General features: G+C 72.3%; 20 protein-coding genes and 1 pseudogene. 17 read left to right on the forward strand and 4 right to left on the reverse strand.

The window, feature by feature from the left end:
• Positions 1–4: 4 nt before the first annotated feature.
• The 16 genes and pseudogenes from GXP74_RS25300 to GXP74_RS25375 all read left to right on the forward strand — a co-directional run bounded on the left by GXP74_RS25300 (position 5) and on the right by GXP74_RS25375 (position 14686).
• Complete coding sequence (locus GXP74_RS25300) at positions 5–1615, forward strand: hypothetical protein (RefSeq protein WP_182453542.1); 1611 nt, start codon at positions 5–7, stop codon at positions 1613–1615.
• Between the two features lie 18 nt (positions 1616–1633).
• Entirely contained in the window at positions 1634–2581 is a 948-nt protein-coding gene (locus GXP74_RS25305) for an ABC transporter ATP-binding protein (RefSeq protein WP_182453543.1), read from the forward strand.
• Positions 2506–3351, forward strand: a pseudogene (locus GXP74_RS25310) (MlaE family ABC transporter permease); the annotation flags it as partial. The gene GXP74_RS25305 and the pseudogene GXP74_RS25310, both read left to right, overlap by 76 nt.
• 3 nt (positions 3352–3354) lie before the next feature.
• The gene (locus GXP74_RS25315; protein WP_182453545.1) at positions 3355–4239 is read left to right on the forward strand and encodes an ABC transporter permease; all 885 of its coding nucleotides are present in this window, start codon (positions 3355–3357) and stop codon (positions 4237–4239) included.
• Positions 4236–5435 carry an MCE family protein gene (locus GXP74_RS25320; RefSeq protein WP_182453546.1) on the forward strand — a complete coding sequence of 400 codons (1200 nt, stop codon included), beginning with the start codon at positions 4236–4238 and terminating at the stop codon, positions 5433–5435. The genes GXP74_RS25315 and GXP74_RS25320 overlap by 4 nt, the downstream gene beginning before the upstream one ends.
• Entirely contained in the window at positions 5432–6463 is a 1032-nt protein-coding gene (locus GXP74_RS25325; protein ID WP_182453547.1) for an MCE family protein, read from the forward strand. Before GXP74_RS25320 ends, GXP74_RS25325 begins: the two co-directional genes overlap by 4 nt.
• Positions 6460–7494: an MCE family protein gene (locus GXP74_RS25330; protein WP_182453548.1), complete on the forward strand. Its 1035-nt coding sequence runs from the start codon at positions 6460–6462 to the stop codon at positions 7492–7494. Before GXP74_RS25325 ends, GXP74_RS25330 begins: the two co-directional genes overlap by 4 nt.
• Positions 7491–8522 (forward strand): MCE family protein, encoded by a 1032-nt coding sequence (locus GXP74_RS25335; protein WP_225448169.1) that lies wholly within the window; start codon positions 7491–7493, stop codon positions 8520–8522. The genes GXP74_RS25330 and GXP74_RS25335 overlap by 4 nt, the downstream gene beginning before the upstream one ends.
• The gene (locus GXP74_RS25340) at positions 8519–9658 is read left to right on the forward strand and encodes an MCE family protein (protein ID WP_370468459.1); all 1140 of its coding nucleotides are present in this window, start codon (positions 8519–8521) and stop codon (positions 9656–9658) included. Before GXP74_RS25335 ends, GXP74_RS25340 begins: the two co-directional genes overlap by 4 nt.
• A complete protein-coding gene (locus GXP74_RS25345) occupies positions 9655–10773 on the forward strand; it encodes an MCE family protein (protein ID WP_182453549.1) in 1119 nt (372 codons plus the stop codon). The genes GXP74_RS25340 and GXP74_RS25345 overlap by 4 nt, the downstream gene beginning before the upstream one ends.
• A 32-nt stretch (positions 10774–10805) precedes the next feature.
• Positions 10806–11288 (forward strand): hypothetical protein, encoded by a 483-nt coding sequence (locus GXP74_RS25350; RefSeq protein ID WP_182453550.1) that lies wholly within the window; start codon positions 10806–10808, stop codon positions 11286–11288.
• Entirely contained in the window at positions 11285–11770 is a 486-nt protein-coding gene (locus tag GXP74_RS25355; protein ID WP_182453551.1) for a nuclear transport factor 2 family protein, read from the forward strand. The genes GXP74_RS25350 and GXP74_RS25355 overlap by 4 nt, the downstream gene beginning before the upstream one ends.
• 27 nt (positions 11771–11797) lie before the next feature.
• Complete coding sequence (locus GXP74_RS25360; protein ID WP_225448680.1) at positions 11798–12286, forward strand: hypothetical protein; 489 nt, start codon at positions 11798–11800, stop codon at positions 12284–12286.
• Between the two features lie 28 nt (positions 12287–12314).
• Positions 12315–13001, forward strand: a complete 687-nt coding sequence (locus GXP74_RS25365; RefSeq protein WP_182453553.1) for a hypothetical protein — start codon at positions 12315–12317, stop codon at positions 12999–13001.
• Between the two features lie 43 nt (positions 13002–13044).
• Positions 13045–14037 carry a heme A synthase gene (locus tag GXP74_RS25370; RefSeq protein WP_182453554.1) on the forward strand — a complete coding sequence of 331 codons (993 nt, stop codon included), beginning with the start codon at positions 13045–13047 and terminating at the stop codon, positions 14035–14037.
• 436 nt (positions 14038–14473) lie between these two features.
• Entirely contained in the window at positions 14474–14686 is a 213-nt protein-coding gene (locus GXP74_RS25375; protein WP_182453555.1) for a hypothetical protein, read from the forward strand.
• 65 nt (positions 14687–14751) lie between these two features.
• Here GXP74_RS25375 and GXP74_RS25380 read toward each other — a convergent pair whose 3' ends face one another.
• The gene (locus tag GXP74_RS25380) at positions 14752–15153 is read right to left on the reverse strand and encodes a hypothetical protein (protein ID WP_182453556.1); all 402 of its coding nucleotides are present in this window, start codon (positions 15151–15153) and stop codon (positions 14752–14754) included.
• 176 nt (positions 15154–15329) lie between these two features.
• Here GXP74_RS25380 and GXP74_RS25385 point away from each other — a divergent pair, with 176 nt between their 5' ends.
• Complete coding sequence (locus tag GXP74_RS25385; protein WP_182453557.1) at positions 15330–16820, forward strand: CoA transferase; 1491 nt, start codon at positions 15330–15332, stop codon at positions 16818–16820.
• 151 nt (positions 16821–16971) lie between these two features.
• Here GXP74_RS25385 and GXP74_RS25390 read toward each other — a convergent pair whose 3' ends face one another.
• The 3 genes from GXP74_RS25390 to GXP74_RS25400 all read right to left on the reverse strand — a co-directional run bounded on the left by GXP74_RS25390 (position 16972) and on the right by GXP74_RS25400 (position 21293).
• Positions 16972–18108: a nucleotide disphospho-sugar-binding domain-containing protein gene (locus tag GXP74_RS25390; protein ID WP_182453558.1), complete on the reverse strand. Its 1137-nt coding sequence runs from the start codon at positions 18106–18108 to the stop codon at positions 16972–16974.
• Between the two features lie 40 nt (positions 18109–18148).
• Positions 18149–19399 carry a class I SAM-dependent methyltransferase gene (locus GXP74_RS25395; RefSeq protein ID WP_182453559.1) on the reverse strand — a complete coding sequence of 417 codons (1251 nt, stop codon included), beginning with the start codon at positions 19397–19399 and terminating at the stop codon, positions 18149–18151.
• Between the two features lie 184 nt (positions 19400–19583).
• Complete coding sequence (locus GXP74_RS25400; protein ID WP_182453560.1) at positions 19584–21293, reverse strand: ricin-type beta-trefoil lectin domain protein; 1710 nt, start codon at positions 21291–21293, stop codon at positions 19584–19586.
• Positions 21294–21321: the final 28 nt, after the last annotated feature.

The raw sequence follows: 21321 nt of genomic DNA on the forward strand, positions 1-21321 counted from the left end.
AAACGTGGGAGCTGCCACCGGGCTACGCCCCGCTCCGCTGCTCGCCGGGGTCGCCGCCGCAGGTGTGCTGGTCGCCACCGTGATGACCGGCCCGGACGCCGGGGCCGAGGTCCGCACCGACCGGATCTCCGTCGACTACACCTGCGCGCTGCCGACCGGCACCCAGGAGCTCACCGCCACGCTGGTCCAGGACTACCCGGCCAACAGCGCCGCCGGTGGCCGGATCCAGCCGGGCCCACTGACCGTCCAGGCCACCGTGCCGCGCGGCCTGCTGCCCGCCGCCGCCACCAGCGTCTCCGGCAGCGCCACCCTGGGCGTGGCCGTCGCCGACGGGACCGGCGCCACCGCCGCCACCCCGACCCGGACCGCCACCACCGGTGCCACCGGCGCCACCGCCGCTGGTTCGGCCGCGCCCACCGCCACCGCGTCCGGTTCCACCGGGGCCACGCTGACCCTGCGGACCTCCGCCGCGGCGGCGGCCGCGCTGGCCGGGCCGCCCGGCGCGGTGACCGCGCAGTGGGCCGGGCTGACCGTGGCGCCGGTACCGCTGGGCGCCACCGACCCGACGCTGACCGCCACCGGGCAGGTACCGGCGCTGACGGCGGGCCGGGCCGGGACCACCACCACGGTCACCCCGATGGCGCTGGCGCTGTCGCTCCAGGCAGGCGGCGGCACGCTGCGGTTCCAGTGCGTCCCGGCGAGCGCGCCGACCCCGCTCGGCAGCGTCGCCGTACTCGCCGCGCCCAGCGCCCGGGCCGGATCCCCGGCCACCGCCGGGGTGGCGGGCAGCGCCCAGCCGCAGGCGCGGGCCCGCGTGGCGCAGGCGCAGACGCCCGAATGCTCGGCCTCGCCCAGCGGCACGCTCGACCCCAGGGACCTGCCGACCCCGCCCCCGGGCTCGACGACCATCACCGAGAGCAACTCGGGCGTGGAGTGCGCCTACGCCATCGGCTACGCCAACGTCGCCAAGCTGGGCGAGGCCTCGCTGGTGAACAACCCCGAGCAGAACCCGTCGATGGCGCTGCTGGCGATCGAGCGGCTGGTCTACAACTACACGGCGCCGCCGTACTACGTCGAGATCGACGAGGTGGGCAACCTCACCCTGCCGGTCGCGAACGCCACCTTCCTCAGCTACGGCTTCATGCCGACGACGGCGAAGATGCAGCTCACCCCGCTGGGCGCGCTGACCGCCGTGGAGACCGGGCAGTCCCCCGAGCCGGTGGTCACCACCATCTACGGGCAGCAGCAGCTGCGGCTGTACGACGTCGAGGTGGACGGCACCCCGCTGGACGTCGGCTCCGACTGCCACACGGTCACCCCGCTCCAGTTGAAGCTCGGCGGCATCAGCCTGGCCACCACCGCGAGCGACCCCGACCCCACCCGGGACTACACCATCAACGGCGGCGGGCCGCTCAGCCAGAGCGACCTGACCATCCCGTACTTCACCGGCTGCGGCCCCGGCGGCTCACTGGACCCGCTGTTCGACGCCGCCGTCTCCGGCACCGGCAACTCGCTCAACCTGGTCCAGGGGGCCCCGTGCTTCAGCTACGAGGGGGCCTGCACCACCATCCAGGTGCCGGAGCTGCCTGTCCGCGCACCGAAGACGTCCAAGTGATCCGCGAGAGGCAGTGACATGGGGATCGAAGTGACCGTCGAGGGGCTGACCAAGTCCTTCGGCAGCCAGACGGTCTGGGAGGACGTGAGCCTCACCCTTCCGGCCGGCGAGGTGAGCGTGATGCTCGGGCCGTCCGGGACCGGCAAGACGGTGTTCCTCAAGTCGGTGATCGGCCTGCTTCGCCCGGAGCGCGGCCGGGTGCTGGTCGGCGATGTGGACATGGCCAGCAGCCCCGAGCACCTGGTCTACGAGGCCCGCAAGCTCTTCGGGGTGATGTTCCAGGACGGCGCGCTGTTCGGGTCGATGAACCTGTACGACAACATCGCCTTCCCGCTGCGCGAGCACACCCGCAAGAAGGAGTCGCAGATCCGCCGGATCGTGCTGGAGCGGATGGAACTGGTCGGGCTGCTGGGCTCGGAGGCGAAGCTGCCGGGGGAGATCTCCGGCGGCATGCGCAAGCGCGCCGGCCTGGCTCGGGCGCTGGTGCTGGACCCGCAGATCATCCTCTGCGACGAGCCCGACTCCGGGCTCGACCCGGTGCGCACCTCCTACCTCTCGCAACTGCTGATCGACCTGAACGCGCAGATCGACGCGACCATGCTGATCGTCACCCACAACCTGGACATCGCCACCACCGTCCCGGACAACCTGGGCATGCTGTTCCGCCGCAAGCTGGTCGCCTTCGGTCCCCGCGAACTACTGCTGACCAGCGAGGAACCGGTGGTCCGGCAGTTCCTCGGCGGGCACCGGCACGGGCCGATCGGCATGGCCGAGGAGAAGGACCAGCAAACCCTGGAGCTGGAGCGGGGGTTGCTACCGGCCCCGGCCGTGGTGGTACCGCCGCAGCTGGAGCCGAGCCCGGGCCTGCCGCCCCGGCAGGCGGTGCAGCGCCGCCGCCAGCGGGTGCTGGCGCTGCAGAACCAGCGCCGGGTCGCCGCCGCGCCCACCTCGGGAGAGCCGGAATGAGCAACCCGGTACAGGGAGCGCTGCGGCAGTCCGGGGACTTCTTCGCCCTGGGCGCCACCACGCTCCGCGACACCTTCCGCCGACCGTTCCAACTCCGGGAGCTGATCGAGCAGTTCTGGTTCGTAGCGAGCGTCACCATCCTGCCCGCCGCGCTGGTGTCGATCCCCTTCGGGGCCGTGATTGCCCTTCAGGTCGGCTCGCTGACACAGCAGTTGGGCGCGCAGTCGTTCACCGGCGGGGCCAGCGTACTGGCGGTGGTGCAACAGGCCAGCCCGCTGATCGTGGCACTGCTGATCGCCGGGGCGGGCGGTTCCGCGATCTGCGCCGACCTCGGCTCCCGGATGATCCGCGAGGAGCTGGACGCGATGGAGGTCATGGGCGTCTCGCCGATCCAACGGCTGGTCGTACCAAGGGTGTTGGCGATGATGCTGGTCGCCGTGCTGCTCAACGGACTGGTCTCGGTGGTCGGCGTGGTCGGCGGCTACGTGTTCAATGTGTACCTCCAGCACGGCACTCCCGGGGCCTACCTGTCCAGCTTCTCCGCCCTGGCGCAGCTGCCCGACATCTACATCGGCGAGTTCAAGGCGCTGCTCTTCGGCCTGATCGCGGGTCTGGTGGCGGCGCACCGGGGGCTGCATCCGCGCGGCGGACCGAAGGGTGTCGGCGACGCGGTGAACCAGTCAGTGGTGATCACCTTCCTGCTGCTGTTCCTGGTCAACGTGGTACTGACCGCCGTCTACCTGCAACTCGTCCCGCAGAAGGGGATGTGAGCCATGGCCCTGACCGAGTACGAGAGCGCGCCGGACGCGGTCCCCGAACCGGCGGCGGTCCCCGAGCCGGCGGCGGCTCCCGGACGCAACCGGCTGCGCTGGCTGGACGAGTCCGGCGACCACCTGCTGTTCCACCTGAAGGCACTGCTCTGGATCCCGCGCACGCTGCGCCGCTACCTCAAGGAGGTGCTCCGGCTGCTGTCCGAGGTGGCCTTCGGCAGCGGCGGCCTGGGCGTGATCGGCGGCACCGTCGGGGTGATGATCGGGATGACCCTGGCCACCGGCACCGTGGTCGGCCTGCAGGGCTACTCGGCCATGAACGAGATCGGCACCACCGCCTTCACCGGCTTCATCTCCGCCTACTTCAACACCCGCGAGATCGCCCCGCTGGTCGCCGGTCTGGCGCTGTCGGCCACCGTCGGCGCCGGCTTCACCGCGCAGCTGGGCGCGATGCGGATCAACGAGGAGGTGGACGCGCTGGAGGGGATGGGCATCCGCAGCGTGCCCTACCTGGTCACCACCCGGATCATCGCCGGGGTGGTCGCCATCGTCCCGCTGTACGGGATCGGCCTGCTCAGCTCGTACGCCGCCTCGCGGCTGGTCACGGTGTACGGCGAGGGGCAGTCGGCCGGGGTCTACGACCACTACTTCAACCTCTTCCTGGCGCCGGAGGACGTGCTGCTGTCGGCGCTGAAGGTGCTGATCTTCAGCGTGGTGGTGATCCTGGCGCACTGCTACTACGGCTTCCACGCCAAGGGCGGACCGGCCGGGGTGGGGATCGCGGTGGGGCGCTCGGTGCGCAACGCCATTGTGATCATCAGCCTGACCGACTTCTTCCTGAGCCTGGCGATCTGGGGTGCCACGACGACGGTGCGGGTGGCGGGATGAGCGCCCGGCCGGTCTCCACCCTGCGCCGCCGGGGCGCCGGGCTGTGCTTCCTGCTGGCGCCGGTGCTGCTGGCCTGGCTGTCGGTGTCGGTCTACGACCACGACTTCAGCGACACCGACAACGTCCAGGTGCGCACCGACAGCGTCGGCAACCAGATGCAGGTGAACGCGGACGTCAAGCTGCGCGGCGTGGTCGTCGGCCGGGTCAGCGCGATCCGGGCGAACGGCGCCGGGGCGACGCTGACCCTGGCCATCTCCCCCGGCGACCTGAACCGGATCCCGGCCGGGGTCTCCGCGCAGATGCTGCCGACCACGCTGTTCGGCGCCCGCTATGTGGCGCTGATCCCGCCCGCGACCGCCGGAGCCGTGCCGCTGACGGCGGGCAGCACCATCCCGGAGGACCGCTCCGGCGACGCGATCGAACTCGAACAGGTATTCAACAACCTGCTGCCGCTGCTGGACGACGTCCAACCGGCCCAGCTGTCGGCCACCCTGAACGCGGTCTCCACCGCGCTCCAGGGCCGGGGCGCGGAACTCGGCACCACCCTGGTCACCCTGGACGCCTACCTGAAGCGGCTCAACCCGCAGCTGCCCGCGCTCAACAACGACCTGCACGACCTGGTCAAGGTCAGCCAGTCCTACAACGAGGCCGCCCCCGACCTGCTCCAGGCGCTCACCGAACTGACCGTCACCAGCCGTACCGTGGCCCAGCAGCAGGACCAGCTCTCCTCCCTGTACAGCACCACCACCAGCGCGGCCGAGACCACCACCGCGTTCCTGGACCGGAACCAGTCCACCATCATCCGGCTGGCCGCCGACAGCCGGGGCACGCTCACCCTGCTGAGCGCGTACTCGTCCGAGTTCCCGTGCACCCTGCGCACCCTCGCCGACTTCGTCCCGGAGATGGACAAGGCCCTGGGCAAGGGCACCGACGAGCCCGGGCTGCACGTGGACCTGACCTCCGCGCCCTCGCGCGGCGCGTACCTGCCGGGCAAGGACACCCCGCACTACGACGCGACCGGCGGCCCGGCCTGCTACAGCACGCCCTACACCGGCCAACCCAACACGCCCCAGGAGAACGCCCTGATCAACGAACTGCTGGCGCCGCAGGCCGGCACCCAGCCAGCGGCGCTGCCCAGCTGGAGCAGCCTGCTGGTGGGACCGGTGCTGCGCGGGACGGAGGTGAACGTCAAGTGAAACGCCGCAGCCTCGCCGGTCCGCTGGTCAAGTCGCTGGTGTTCGTGGCGGTGACCTCGCTGGCGACCACCGCGCTCGCCTTCGCCGTCTCCGACACCTCGGTCGGCGCCACCACCGGCTACTACGCGCAGTTCACCGACGTCACCGGGCTGGTCACGGGCGACAGCGTGCGCATCGCCGGGGTCCAGGTCGGCCAGGTGGACGGGATCAAGGTGACCGGCCGCCGCTACGCCCTGGTGCACTTCGACGTCCAGCGCGGGCGCACCCTGCCCGCCTCGGTCACCGCCTCGGTCAAGTACCTGAACCTGGTCGGCGAGCGCTACCTGGAGCTCGACCAGGGCGTCGGCCCGGTCGGCCGGTCGCTGCGCACCGGCGGGACCATCCCGTTGCAGGACACCTCCCCCGCGCTCGACCTGACCGAGCTGTTCAACGGCTTCCAGCCGCTGTTCGAGGGGCTCGACCCGGACCAGACCAACCAGCTCGCGCAGGAGATCGTGCAGGTCCTCCAGGGCGAGGGCGGCACCGTCGACGGGCTGGTCGCCGACGTCGGCACGCTGACCAACACCCTGGCCGCCAAGGACCAGGTGATCGGCTCGGTGATCGACAACCTGACCTCGGTGCTGGACACCGTCAACTCCAACCAGCAGGGCTTCACCACCCTGATCACCACCCTCCAGCAGCTGGTCAGCGGCTTCGCCGCGGACCGGCAGCCGATCGGCCAGGCGGTCAGCGCGCTGGCCGGGCTCACCAACAGCACCGCCGGGCTGCTGGCCCAGGGCCGCCAGCCGCTGAAGGACTCCATCGCCCAGCTGGGCCGGCTCTCCGACAACCTGGAGGCGGGCACCCCGCAGCTGCAGGACTTCCTGCAGAAGACGCCGCAGAAGCTGGCCGCCGTCGGGCGGACCGTCTCCTACGGCTCCTGGCTCAACCTCTACCTGTGCCAGGCCACCGTCACCGGCGTCACCACCTCGGACGGCAGCGCGCCGCCCACCGGGATCGCCATCACCGAGCCGAGGTGCCGCTCATGAGGCCGCCGCTGTTCAAACCGCTGCGGGAACGCAACCCGGTCCTGGTCGGCCTGGTCGGCGTGGTCGTCTGCGCGCTGCTGTCGGCGGCGGCGTACGACGCCGACGCGCTGCCGCTGGTCGGCAGCGGCGGCACCCACTACAGCGCCTACTTCAGCGAGGCGGCCGGGCTGCAGACCGGCGACGACGTCAGCGTCGCCGGGGTCAAGGTCGGCCAGGTGACCTCGGTGACCCTGGACGGCGCGCAGGTCAAGGTCGGCTTCCAGGTGCAGGGCGCCTGGGTGGGCGACGCCAGCACCGCCGCCATCGACATCCGCACCCTGCTCGGCGCCAAGTACCTGGCGGTCGACCCGCTCGGCGACGCCGCGCAGCGCCCCGGGCAGACCATCCCGCGGTCCCGCACCACCTCGCCGTTCGACGTCACCCAGGCCCTGGACGGCCTGGGCCAGACCCTGGACTCGGTGAACAGCGCGCAGCTGGCGGCGAGTTTCCAGGCCATCGCCGAGACCTTCAAGGACACCCCGCCGTCGGTGCGCTCCGCCGTCACCGGGCTGTCCGCGCTGTCGCAGACGATCTCCAGCCGGGACGCCGCCCTGGCCAAGCTGCTCTCCGCCAGCGCCAGCCTGACCAGTACCGTCGCCGCCCAGGACAACCAGCTGGCGACCCTGATCACCGACGGCAACCTGCTGCTGGCCGAGGTGCAGAGCCGCCGGGACGCGATCCACGCGCTGCTCACCGGCACCACCCAGCTCGGCACCCAGCTGACCGGCCTGGTCCAGGACAACGACCGGCAGCTGGCGCCGACCCTGACCGCGCTGTCCCGGGTGGTCGCGGTGCTCCAGGCCAACCAGAACAACCTGGACCAGGTGCTGGCCCTGGCCGGCCCCTACTACCAGCAGTTGGGCGACACCCTGGGCAACGGGCGCTGGTTCGACGTCTACCTGTGCGGGCTGATCCCGGAGAACTACCTGCCCACCGGCAAGCAGTCGGCCTCCGGCTGCCTGGCCCCGAGCACCGGAGGTACCGGCAAGTGACATCCGCACTGGGCAGGCTGGCCCTGCACCGGCCCTCCACCCGGGCCGCCATCGCCCTCGGCACCGCCCTGGTGGTGGTCATCGGCGGCGGCACCGCCGCCGGGGTGGTCTCGCTGGGCGGTGGCGGCGGCCTGCGGATCACCGCCTACTTCGACCGCACCATCGGCGTCTACCCCGGCTCCGACCTGCGGATCCTCGGCGTCAAGGAGGGCACCGTGGACTCGGTCACCCCGGACGGCACCGAGGTCAGGGTGGTGCTCGCGATCGACGCCGGGATCAAGGTCCCGGCGAACGCCTCGGCCGTGGTGGTCGCCCCGACCCTGATCGCCGACCGCTACATCCAGCTCACCCCCGCCTACACCGGCGGGCCGCTGCTCGCCGACCACGGCACCATCCCGGCCGACCGCACCGGCACCCCGATGGAGATCGACCAGCTGTACCAGAGCATCACCCAACTGGCCGACTCCCTGGGCCCGAACGGCGCCAACGCGAACGGCGCGCTGTCGCAGCTGCTGAACACCGGCGCCGCCAACCTCAACGGCAACGGCACCGCGCTGGGCAACAGCATCAGCCAACTCGGCTCCGCCGCGAAGACCTTGAACGGCAACAGCGACGAACTGTTCGCCACGCTGACCTCGTTGCAGAGCTTCACCAGCATGCTGAAGCAGAACAACGGCCAGGTGCAGTCGGCCACCGGTGAACTCTCCAGCGTCAGCGGCTTCCTGGCGCAGGACAAGACGGACCTGGGCACGGCGCTGGCACAACTGGCCACCGCCCTGGGCCAGGTGCAGAGCTTCATCCAGGACAACCGGGGACAGCTCCAGAACGTGGTCAACCAACTCACGCCGATCACCCGAATCATGGTGCAGCAGCGGGCCTCGCTCGCCGAACTGCTCGACGCCGCGCCGCTGGCCGCCGACAACGTGCTGAACGCCTACAACCCGGCCAAGGGCACCATCGACGGCCGGGCCGACCTCAACGAGCTCAGCTTCCCGATGCCCTTCCCCAGCGTTGGGGGCACCCAGTGAACCGGCTCGGCCGCAGCGCCTGCTGCTGGCTGGCGGCGGGCGCGGTGCTCGGCACCGGCGGTTGCTCCGGCTACACCGCGATGCAGGACCTCCCGCTGCCCGGCGGGGCCTCCCTGGGCAGCCACCCGTACACGGTCACGGCGGACTTCAGCGACGTGCTCAGCCTGGTTCCGCAGGCGTCGGTGGAGGTCAACGACGTCCCGGTGGGCCGGGTCACCCGGATCTCGCTGGCGCCCAGCGGCTGGACGGCCGTGGTCACCATGCAGGTCAACGGGGACGTCCAGCTGCCCGGCAACGCCTACGCCTCGCTGGAGCAGTCCAGCCTGCTGGGTGAGAAGTACATCGAGCTGTCCGACCCGCCCTCGGACCAGCCGGCCACCGGCACGCTGGCCGACAGCGGGACCATCCCCCTGGCCCGGACCAACCGCTCGCCCGAGGTCGAGGAGGTCTTCGGAGCGCTGTCGCTGCTGCTGAACGGCGGCGGGGTACAGCAGTTGAAGACCATCAGCAGCGAACTCAACCAGGCCCTGGCCGGGAACCAGCCCGCGGTGCGCGACCTGCTCAGCCGACTCAGCACCCTGGTCGGCGACCTGAACACGCACCGCTCGGACATCACCGCCGCGCTCGACGGCCTCAACCAGCTCTCGGCTACCCTGGCCGCCCGCGACCAGCAGATCGACACCGTGCTCAGCGACCTCAGCCCGGGCCTGTCGGTGCTCTCCGACCAACGGCAGCAACTGGTCACCATGCTCCAGTCGCTGGACACCCTGTCCGGGGTCGCGGTCAGTACCGTCAACGCCAGCCAGGCCGACCTGGTGGCCGACCTGAAGGGGCTGGCGCCGACCCTCCAGCGGCTCGCCGACGCGGGCCAGGACCTGCCCAACTCGCTTCAGGTGCTGGTCACCTACCCGTTCACGGACCAGGTGCTGAACGGCGTCAAGGGCGACTACCTGAACACCTACCTGGACCTGGCCACCCCGCCGGACACCCAGATCATCCCCGCGCTGACGGCCGCCGACAGCGTCTTCCCCCAGCCCCCGACGCCCGCTGCGGACAGCAGCGCCCGGGAGGCGAAGCCGCTGCCACTGCCGTTTCCGCTGCCGTCGGCGAGCACGGTCCGAGGAGGCACCCGATGAGGCTCAGGCGCGTCGTCCTGGTCAAGAACGTCACCTTCCTGGCGCTGTCCGCGCTGTGCCTGGGCTACCTGGGTGCCGACTACGCCGATGTCGGCGGCCTGTTCGGGATGCCCGGCTACTACGTGGTGCGGGTGGACCTGTCCGCGACCGGCGGCCTGTTCCCCAACGCGGACGTCACCTACCGGGGCGTCTCGGTCGGCCGGGTCGGGCCGATCCGGCTCACCGCCGACGGGGTGCAGGCCGACCTGCACCTGGACGACTCCGACCACCGGATCCCGCGGCAGCTGCACGCCCAGGTGGCGGACCTGTCGGTGGCCGGTGAGGAGTACCTGGACCTGGAACCCAGTACCGACCAGGGCCCCTACCTGGTCGGCGGCGACACCGTCCGGCAGTCCCGGACCAGCGTCCCGGCCCCGGTCACCTCCATGCTGACCAGCGTCAACACCCTCACCGAGTCCGTCCCGCTGCAATCGCTGAGGACGGTGGTGGACCAGCTCGGCGACGCCTTCAGCGGGCAGGCTTCGAGCCTCCAGGCGCTGCTGGACAGCAGCAGCCAGTTCACCGCCGCCGCCGACCGCGCCCTCCCGGCGACCACCAAGCTGCTGGTGGACGGGCAGACGGTGCTGCAGACCCAGGCCGACGAGGGCGACGCGATCCGCAGCTTCGCCGACAGCGCGAACCAGCTGGCCGCGCAGCTCGACAGCTCGGACGGCGACCTGCGGCGGCTGATCACCGCCACGCCGGAGGCCGCCACCCAGCTCGACCAGCTGCTCCAGGACGCCGGACCGAACCTGGGCGTGGTCCTGGCGAACCTGCTGACCACGGCCGACGTGGCGGAGACCCGGCAGGCGGGGATCCAGGAGCTGCTGATCCGGCTACCGGCCGTGGCCGCGGCCGGGTCCACCGCCGTCAACGGCAGCGGCGCGCACATGAGCATGGCGGTCACCTTCTTCCAGCCGCTGCCCTGCACCGACGGCTACGGCGGCACCGTGCACCACAGCGGCACCGACACCACCGCCGGGGCCTGGAACACCGCCGCCGGTTGCGACGCCCCGGCCGGAAGCGGCAGCGACGTCCGCGGGTCGAACAACGCCCCTGGCGGGAGCGGACAGTGACGATACGTCAGTTAAACTGGTGGGGGGCGACCGTGAGCGGCGTACTGGCCTGCGCGCTGGCCGCCGGATGGTGGGCCGACCGACCGGCGGCCGCCACCGAACCGGGCCCGGCCCGGGACACCGCGCTCGCCGACGGGCGGGCCGACCTGACCGCGCTGAGCAGCGCCGACGGCGCGGCGGCCGAGCGGTCGCTGCAGAGCTGGCTGGCCGCGACCACCGGCCCGCTGCACGACGGCCTGCGCAGCGGATCGGCCACCAGCCTGGCCGGGCTGACCGGTTCCGGGACGCAGGCCAAGGGCAGCGTGACCGCCGCCGCGCTCACCGCGCTCGATCCGGACCGCGGCACGGCGACGCTGATCGCGACCCTCTCGGTCCAGGTCAGCGCGACCGGGACCACCGCGCAGACACAGCAGCGCGGCGTCCAGGCGCAGCTGGTGCGCACCGGTGGCGACTGGAAGGTCTCCGCGCTGACCACCATCTCCGGCGACGCCACTGCCACTGACGGTGCGTCATGAAGGGTGTGCGCTGGGCTCTCCCGGGGGTGCTGTGGCTGGCCGCGCTGGGCTTCGGGGTCGCCGGACTGCTCGGGCGGCCGGGCCCGGCGGCGGATCGGGCGGTGGTCGACGCCCCGGCCACCAGCCAGGTCAACAGCCAGGTGGACGCCGCGCTGGCGCGGATCCTCTCGTACACCCCGCAGGACACGGCGGCCACCGCCCAGGCCGCCCACGACCTGCTCAGCGGCACCGCCTCGACCCAGTACCAGGCCTTGTTCGCGCAGGTGAAGGGCCAGATCGGGACGCAGCGGCTGACCGTGGCCACCCAGGTCACGCACAGCGGCGTGGTCAGCCTGACCGGGGACCAGGCGCAGCTGCTGGTCTTCGTGCGGCAGACCGCCCAGCGCCAGGGCGGCGCCGCGAGCACCGTGCAGGGGCAGTTGTCGGTCACCGCACGGCTGATCGACGGGCATTGGCGCATCAGTGATATGACGGAGCGTTAGGGGAGTGCAGTGGCAGCATCGGTGACCATGGCGGCGCGCGGCCTGGCGGTCCTGGCCGCGGCGGCGGCGGCCTGGGGCGGCTGGTCGTGGTACGCGGCGGCGCACGACAGCGCGGCGGCGCTGGCGGCGGGCCGGGACCAGGTGCTGGCGGCGGGCGAGCAGGCGGTGCAGAACCTGAACACCCTGGACTGGCAGCATCTCAGTACCGGCCTGAGCACCTGGGACCAGTCCACCACCGGCGACCTGCGCACCCAACTCGACCAGGGGCAGGCCGACTTCACTAAGCAGGTGGAGCAGGCGCACACGGTCACCACGGCCAAGGTGCTGGCGGGCGCGGTCACCGAACTCGACGAGCACACCGGGCGGGCCTCGGTGATGGTCGCGTTGCAGGTCACCGTCTCGGCTCCGGGCAGCAGCCCGTCGGTCAAGCAGAGCAGGCTGCTCGGGCAGCTCACCCGGACCGCGCAGGGCTGGAAGCTGAGCGACCTGGCCCAGGCGTCCACCACCGACTCGTGAGCGTCGTTCCACCGGAGGAGACCGCGCGATGACCACCACCCGCCAGACGATCAACCACCAGCGCCGGGTCGCCGCCAGGCCCGCCACCGCCCCGCCGCCGGTCGCCGCCCCGCCGCCGGTCGCCGCCGACCCGGCGGAGCCGTCGCCGCGCCGCCGGTCGCGGCCGGGCTCCGGGCTGCGCCGACTGGCGCGCCCGCGCCGTCCGCTGCTGGCGGTGCTGCTGACGCTGCTGCTCGGCGGCTTCGCCGGGTACGCGCACGCCCATGCGAACAGCCTGCGGGCGGGGGCGGCCGACCACGACAACACCGCGCTCACCGACGCCGCCCGCAGCAGTCAGGTCAAGGGCGGCGTCACCCAGGCCGTCAACACTCTGTTCTCCTACGACTACACCGATCCGGCCCGGACCGACAACGCCGCCGGGAGCCTGCTCACCGGCGCGGCGGTGAAGCAGTACGCCGGTATGCTCGGCGCGGTGCGGGCGGACGCGTCCAAGCTCAAGCTGGTGCTCACCACCACCGTCACCGACTGCGGCCTGGAGCAGCTCGACGGCGACCGGGCGCAGTTGCTGGTCTTCGCGGACCAGCGGGACACCACCGCCGCGACGGGCGCCAAGGCGGGCAGCGACAGCGAGGACTCCCCGGCGATGTTCACCGTCTCCGCGCTGCTGGTGAAGGGCACCTGGCGGATCAGCGCGATCACCACCTTCGGCGGCTGACCCCCGGGGCGGCGGCCACCGGAAGTGCGCCTACGATGGCGGCGTGCTGAAACTGTGGAACCTGGTCGCCTCCAAGTACCAAGCGGACGACGCCACAGTGCGCCGGGCCGCCCTGTGGTCCGTCATCACCAGTGTGATCATCGTTGTGGCCGGTGGGGCGGTGCGGCTGACCAGCTCCGGCCTCGGCTGCCCGACCTGGCCGCAGTGCACCGGCACCAGCCTGACCCCGACGCCCGCGATGGGCATCCACGGGGTGATCGAGTTCTCCAACCGGATGCTGATCTACCTGCTGTGCGCGGCCGTCGGCTGGCTGATCATCACCGCCTCGCTGCAACGGCGGCGGCGGCCGGAGCTGGTCCGGCTGGCCTGGGCGCAGTTCGGCCTGGTGGTGGCCGAGGCGGTGCTCGGCGGCCTGTCGGTGCTGACCAAGCTGAACCCGTTCATGGTGGCCGCGCACTTCCTGCTGGCGATGGTGTTCATCGTGGTGACCGTGCGGACCTGGGAGCGTGCCCGCGAGGGCGACGGGGCGCCGCGCTCGCTGGTGCCCGGGGCGGTCCGCTCGCTCGGCTACGCGCTGACCGGGGTCACCGCGCTGCTGCTGGTCGTCGGCACCGGCGTGACCGGTACCGGTCCGCACTCGGGGGACACCGGTGTGGCCGCCCGGATGCCCTTCGACTGGGACCGGGTGGCGCAGCTGCACGGGGACCTGGTGTTCCTGGTGTGCGGCCTGACCGTGGCGCTGCTCTTCGTGCTGAAGGCGGTCGGCGGCCCGCGCGCGGCCTTCCGGCGGACGGTCGAGCTGACGGTGCTGCTGGTGCTCCAGGCGGCCGTCGGTTACTGGCAGTACTTCACCGGCCTGCCCGCCTGGCTGGTCGGCATCCATGTGGCGGGGGCCTGCCTGGTCTGGATCGCCACCCTGCGGATCCCGTTCGCGCTGCGCGAGCGGCGCGACGTCCAGCCCGGACCGCAGGCCCCGACGGCCGCCGAAACCGGCGCCACCGGGGCGGACCAGCCGCTTCCGGCGGCCGCCAACTGACCCGGCGCGGCTCGAAACTGTCGGGAAATCAGTACGTCTACGACACATATCGGCAGCACGCTCTTAACATGCGCACGGCAGAGTAGTCATCGACGGCGAGCACCGAACGTGGTGGCGGCGGGTGTTCCGAGCGGCTCTCGAACACTCACTGTCATCGACGGGGCGCGGCGGATGGCCCTGAACCAGCCGACCGCGCCCGGCCGCAGACGAGGCCGTCGTCCCGCCCCGTAGGTCTGTGCGGACCACGGGGACGGTAGTTCTGCGGCACCGCACTCCGCGTTCCCGGGTGGGGGATCAGCGGAGGGGCAGCGTCGGGGCCGGTCCTCAGGGGCCGGCCCCCATGCTGCGTTGGCGACATAACGGCACATTCCGGATTTCATCCAGCGTTGATGTTGCTCTGAGGCCACTGTCACACCCCGCTGCCAGACTGCCTGGTATGAACGACCACGGCCTCTGGGGCGGCCCTACCGACGGCGCGCTGGCACTGCTGCTGACCACCGGGTGGATCGACATCCATCCCGGTTCGCTGCGGATCGAGGCGACCCCCGCCGGTCGCCGCTTCCGCGCCCTCGACCTGGACGGACGCCCGGTCCGGGGCGTGCTCACCGACGTCTTCAGGATCCGCGGGGCCTCCGCGCTGGCCGCCTGAGCCGCCTGAGCCGCCTGGGACTCCGGGCCGCTGGGGACTCCGGGCCGCCTGGGTCGGCCGCGCGGTCAGACCGGCAGTGGCCGCTCCTCCGGCGGCGGGTCCTCCGGGAAGACGGTGAACCTCAACTCGCCGTCGTCCTCCGAGATCGTGGTCGCGCCGCACCGGAACGACTCGTGGATCAGCGCGTGCAGCCGGTTCGACCACCCCGGCTCACCGGACAGCACCACGTGCACACTGCCCGCGCCGGAGGGCGCGAGCCGGTGCGGCTGCGGGTGCGGCTTCTGGCGGCCCATCTCGATCAGGTAGCGGTCGGTGTGGGCCAGGCTCGGCTTGGGCACCACGCTGCTGCGGTCCACCGTCGCCGCCCGCCAGTCGTAGACCTGGGTGATGGCGTCCACCAGCGCCGCGTTCGCGGCGGGCCAGCCCGTGGCCGCCAGCCGTACCAGCGTGCTTCCCGCTGCCGCCATGTCCCGCCTCCGCTCCTCGGCCCACCTCCAGCGTGCCCCCGCCCGGGCCGCCGCGCACCTGGACCGGTGCCGCTCCCGGCCGCGCGCCATGGCGCCGATACCGATGCGCTACCCCCGGCTCCGATACTCGACATCCGAGAGAAGAGGACCGCCCGCGCACCCCAGGAGGACTCCGCGTGACACTCACCGATCGACTCCGAACGGCTCTCGCCGACCGCGCCGACGACGACTCCGGCTTCGATCCACTGGCCGAGCTGGCGGCGGTGCTCTCCGGTATCGGCCTGCGGCCCGAGGACAGCGGCGGCCGGATCGACTTCCTCGGAGCGGACCCGGTGGTGCCCAGCGTGCTGCGGCTGGGCGCGGCGGCGGGCATCGCGCTGGTGGCCAAGTCGGTGGCGATGGCCGACCTGTGGCAGCGGCGGGGCGGCCCCGGCCAGGACATCTCGATGGACCTGCGGGTGGCGCCGCACCGGCTCTGCCCCTTCTACGACCGCACCTGGGAGCTGCTGAACGGCTATCCCGGCTCCGCGCCCGCCAACCCGAGCCTGGCGCTGGCCTTCATGTACCACCGCACCGGCGACGACCGCTGGGTGATGCCGTTCAACGCCTATCCCAAGCTGAAGCTCGCCGCGCAGACGCTGCTCGGGGTGCCGGACGAGATGGGTGCGGTGGCCCGGGCCATCGCCGGGTGGCGGGCCCGGGAGCTGGAGGACGCGGCGGCCGAGGCCGGGGTGGTGCTGCCGATGCTCCGCACCACCGAGGAGCTGCTGGCCGAGCCGCACTACCGGGAGGTGCTCGCCGGGCTGCCGCTGGTGGAGGTCACCCGGATCGGCGACAGCGCGCCCGAGCCGTTCCCGGCGGACGCCACCGCGCCGCTGGACGGCGTCCGGGCGCTGGGCATGGGCCACGTGATCGCGGGCGCGGGCACCGGCCGGGCGCTGGCGCTGCACGGCGCGGACGTGCTGAACCTGTGGCGTCCGGACGAGCTGGAGCACGACGTCACCTACATCAGCGCCAATGTCGGTATGCGCTCGGCGCTGCTGGACCCGACCGGGACGGTCGAGGCCGGGCGGCTGCGCGGACTGCTCGGCGGCGCGGACGTCTTCTTCGCCAACCGGCGGCCCGGCTACCTGGACCGGATCGGCCTGTCCGCCGAGCAGGCCGCCGCCGTCCGGCCGGGGATCGTGCACGCGACGGTGTCGCTCAACGGCGAGACCGGCCCCTGGGCCGACCGCCTCGGCTTCGACCAGACGGCGGGCTGCCTGACCGGGATGATGCTGCTGGAGGGCGCCGACGGGCTGCCCGGGCTGCCGCCGACGATGGTGGTGAACGACTACATCACCGCCTGGCTGCTCACCGCCGGGATCGTCCGGGCGCTGGTCCGGCGGGCCACCGAGGGCGGCAGCTACCGGGTGCACGTCTCGCTGACCCGGGCCGCGCTGTGGATCATCAGCCTCGGCCTGTTCGACCAGGGCTTCGCCCACAAGGTGGCCGGGACCGGCGGCGACCACGCCTACCTCGACCCGGAGACCTTCACCGCGCGGACCCCGCTCGGCCGGTACCAGGGGGTGACCGAGCAGGTGCGGATGTCGCGCACCCCGGGGCACTACCGGCAGGTGCTGCTGCCGCGCGGCTCGTCCCCGGCCGAGTGGCTGCCCCGGGCCTGAGCGCGGCGGACGCGGAAACGTCGGCGCCGGAACCCCGGTGCCGACACGCCGACGTCGGGGCACGGGTGTCGGGGCGGAGGTTCCGGGGCATGGGTGCGCCGGTCTGTGGGAGCGCTCCCCACGGACCGGCGCGGTCGGTGGCGCCGGGCGGTCAGCGCAGCTCGGCCAGCCGGGGCAGCAGCTCGGCCGGGGAGGGCATGGCGGCGATCTCGTCGCTCACCTCGACCGCCGCCGCCCGCAGCCCCTCGTCGAAGATGATCCGCTCCAGCAGTGCCGGGGTCAGCTGCTCGTAGCTGCTGCGCAGGCCCGCGCCCCGGCGGGCCACCGCGTCGGCGTTGGTACCGCTCTCGGAGACGCTGGGCAGCACCAGCTGCGGCAGCCCGGCCTCCAGCGACGCCAGCGAGCTGCCGGAGCCGCCGTGGTGGACCGAGGCGGTGCAGGTCCGCAGCAGCGCGTTCCACGGCAGCCACTGCGAGCCGCCCACCACCCGGACGTTCTGCGGCAGCTCGCCGACCGGCGCCAGGTCGATGTTGCCGAGCGCCAGCACGAACTCGGCGTCCACCTTGCTCATCGCCTCCACCACCGGGCGCAGCTGGTCCCCCTCCAGCAGGTGCGGCAGGAAGGTGCCCAGGGTCACCGCGACCCGGGGCCGCCCCGGGTCCTCGCGCAGCCAGGACGGCAGGGTGCCGCCGCCGCTGAAGGAGACCGGCCGCAGCGCCCAGCCGTCGGTGGCGTCCACGGTGCTCGGCGGGGCGATGTCCAGGACCTGTACCTGGTCGGCGGCCGGGGCGCGCACCCCGTGCCGGGCGAAGGTCCCGGCCAGCTCCTCCAGCATGGTGGCGCGCAGCGCCGCGTTCCGGCCGAAGCCGAGGTTGTGCTGGACCGCCGGGATCCCGAGCGCGGCGGCGGCCACCACTCCGGCGGTCGCCAGCGGCTCGAAGACCACCAGATCCGGCCGCCACTCCCGGGCGTGCTCCACCAGGCCGTCCGCGACCAGGTCGTTGACGTGCGCGTACAGCCGGACGAAGGCGTCCCGGTCGGCGGTGGAGCTGTCCACCACCCGCTTGAACAGCTCCGGCCTGCGGGCCCCGGCCACGGCCAGCAGTTCGTGCGAGGCGTCGAGCCCGGGCGCGACGTCGACCAGCGGCATTCCGGCCCGGGTGACCGGCTCGGCGCCCTGGTAGGAGGCGAACAACACGTCGTGCCCGGCGCCTCTCAGCGCCCAGGCCAGCGGAACCATCGGGAAGAGGTGCCCCACGGCCGGGGCACCGGTGAACAGGACGCGCACAATGACCTCCAGGACGGGCGGAAAGGGGGTCGGCCGGGTCTCAGACGACGCGGACCTCGGGCACGTAGAGGATCCACTTGCCGCCGGCCTCGGTGAAGGCGTGCTCCTTCGCCATGATCTCCTCGGCGTGGTTCCAGGCGAACAGCAGCGCGTAGTCCGGGTAGTGGGCCCTGAAGGTGCTGGTGGACCTGATCGGGATGTGCGTCCCGGGGGTGAGTCGGCCCTGCTTCGCCGGGGTGTTGTCGACCACGCAGGAGACCAGGTCCGGGCCGATGCCGCAGTAGTTGGCGACGGTGGTGCTCTTGCCGGTGGCACCGTAGGCCATCACCGTCTTCCCCTGCGCGCGCAGGTCCCGCAGCAGCGCCAGGAGTTGTGCGCGGGTGCGCCGCATCCGCTGCTCGAAGCCGAGCAGCGTGTCCGGCCGGTCGAGACCGGCCGCCCGCTCCGCGGCGATCATCTCCGCCACCGCCGGGCTGGGCTCCCGCTGCCCGGCGAAGGTCAGCGTGAAGCGCACCTCGCCGCCGTGCACGTCCAGGTGTTCGACGTCCACCAGCTCGAAGCCGTAGCGGCGGGCCATGGCCCGGGCCGAGAGCGCGGTGAAGAAGTAGAAGTGCTCGTCGTAGATCTGGTCGAAGGAGGTGCGCTCCATGACGTCGCCGAGGTACGGGTCCTCGAACACGAACACCCCGTCCGGCTTGAGCAGCGCGGTGATCCCCTCGAACACCGAGTCCAGGTAGGGGATGTGGGAGAAGGTGTTGGCCGAGAAGATCACGTCGGCCTGCCCCTCGGCGGCGGCGACGTCCACCGCGCTGGCCTTCTCGAAGAAGTCGTTCCTGACGCGCACGCCCTTCGCCTCGGCCACCGCGCACACCCGCCGGGACGGGTCCACCCCGAGGTGCCGCACCCCGGCCGCCCTGACCACGTCCAGCAGCACGCCGTCGTTGGAGCCGATCTCGACGACGAAGGCGTCCGGCGCGGCCAGCTCCCGCTCCAGGAACCGCCGGGCGACGTGCTGGAAGTGCTCCACCATGAACCGGGAGCCGGAGGTGTAGAACGGGTAGTCGTCGCGGAACATCAGCCCCCGGGGCACCTCCTGCACCAGTTGCACCAGCGAGCAGTCCCCGCACATCGCGAGGGCCAGCGGGAACAGGTACTCCTCGGCGGTCTCCCCCGGGACCACCAGCGCGTTGGCGAGGGCTTGCGAGCCGAAGTCCACGCGGGCGCGCAACGCGCCGTCGCAGACCCGGCAGACGGGTTCGCCGGGTTCGGGTTCGGTGTGGTCCGTGGCCATGACGGACTCCCTTCGACGATGAAGGCCGAGTGCCGTCCGGCGCGAGCCGGAGCTGCGGGGAGTGCACTCGTTCGTTCCGCCAGCATGGGCGGGCCGAATAGCGTCTCGATCGCCCCACGCGCGACAGCCCGCCCGCGCCTCCGTCGACGCGGGCGGGCCGTGACTGCGGCCGTGACTGCGGCCGTTACTGCGGCAGCGACCAGGTCTGGTTGGTCTGGTTGTCGCCGCAGGCCCAGATCTCCAGCCGGGTGCCGTCGGCGTCGCCGCCGCCGGTGGCGTCCAGGCAGTAGCCGGAGTTCGGGTTGGTCAGGTTGCCGTCGGCCGCGTAGCTCCACTGCTGCCCGGCCGAGCCGTCGCAGCCGCTCAGGTCGACGTCGGTGCCCTGCGCGGTCGCCGACCCGGGGACGTCCAGGCACCTGCCCAGGGTGCGCACGGTGCCGTCACCGGGCAGGGTCCACTGCTGGTTGGGGTTGCCGGTGCAGCCGTAGAGGATGATCGGGTTGCCGTTGGCGGTGCCGCTGCCGGAGTCGTCCACGCACTGCCCGCCCGCGCCGGTGACCTGTCCGAGGTCGGTGGTCGCGCCGCAGCCCGCGCCGGGGGTGACCCGGTAGATGGCGGTGCCGTGCGCCGGAATGCTGGCGCTGATGGCGCCGCTGGTACTGGTCGTGGTCCCGGCCCACAGGTCGCGTACCGAGTAGCCGCATCCGGCGCCGCCGGTGAAGCCGACGGCGGCGGCCGTGGTGCTGGCGCTGACGGTGGCGTTGCTCCGGTTCAGGATGGCCACCGCCCGGTCCCCGTTGGCGAGTTGCCGGGTCAGCAGATCCAGGGTGCCGTTCTGCGAGACCACGTGGCCGGGCGAGCCGAGCGAGTCCTGGTCGACCGCGATCACGCCGGTGTTGCCGAGGGCGGCGATCGAGGCGGCGGACAGGCTGCTGACGTCGTCGCTCATGATCATCGGGGAGCCCATCATCGCCCACAGCGCGATCTGGCTCTGCGACTCGGCGGCGGTCAGCCCGGAGTCCCCGGCGATCAGGAAGTCCGGGTCGTTCCAGTTGCCCGGGCTCTCGTAGCGGTGGATCGGGTTGTTGTAGCCGTAGTTGGTGAGCACGCTGTTCCACCGGCTGGTGTTCGGTGACGAGGCGTCATAGGTCTGGATGTCGGACCCCTCGCGCCACAACTGCCCGTACTGGCCCGTCCATCCGAGCACGGTGTCCCAGTCGGTGGTGCCCTGGAAGTAGGCCGGGGCCGACTCGGAGAAGACGATGTCGCGGCCGGACGCCTTCAGCGCCTGGGACATCTGCGCGTAGGCGGACTGGTAGGTCTGCTCCTCGGTCTGCCCGGACACCGACGGCAGGTTGCAGCCGTCCAGCTTGAGGTAGTCCACGCCCCAGGAGGCGAACAGGTCGGCGTCCTGCTGCCAGTGGTCCCAACTGCCCGCGTAGCCGCCGCAGGTGCTCGTCCCGGCGTCCTCGTAGATGCCGAACTTCAGCCCCATCGAGTGCAGTTGGGCACCCACATAGGCCATGCCGTCCGGGAACAGGGTGGGGTTGGCGACCAGGTCACCGGCGGAGTCGCGACTGGACTCCATCCAGCAGTCGTCGATGGTCACCGTGTTGTAGCCCTTGGCGGCCAGCCCCGAGGAGACCAGCGCCCGGGCGTTCTGCAGGATCGTCGACTCGTTGTAGCCGCACTGGTAGTGGGCCCAGTCGTTCCAGCCCATCGGCGGGGTCACGGCCAGCGCCGCGCCGTCCCCGGAGGTGGCCGTGGTCGACGCCGACGCGCTGGGCGCGCCGGTCGCGCCCCCGGCGAGCACGGCGAGCGTCAGCAGGGCGGCCGAGGCCGCACTCGCCAACGGCGCGCGCCGCGGTCTGCCCGGTTCGGATCTGAGGTGCATCGTGGTGTCCTCTCGACGGTTCGACGAT

The organism is Streptacidiphilus sp. P02-A3a (genome assembly GCF_014084105.1).
Classification (GTDB): Bacteria; Actinomycetota; Actinomycetes; order Streptomycetales; family Streptomycetaceae; genus Streptacidiphilus.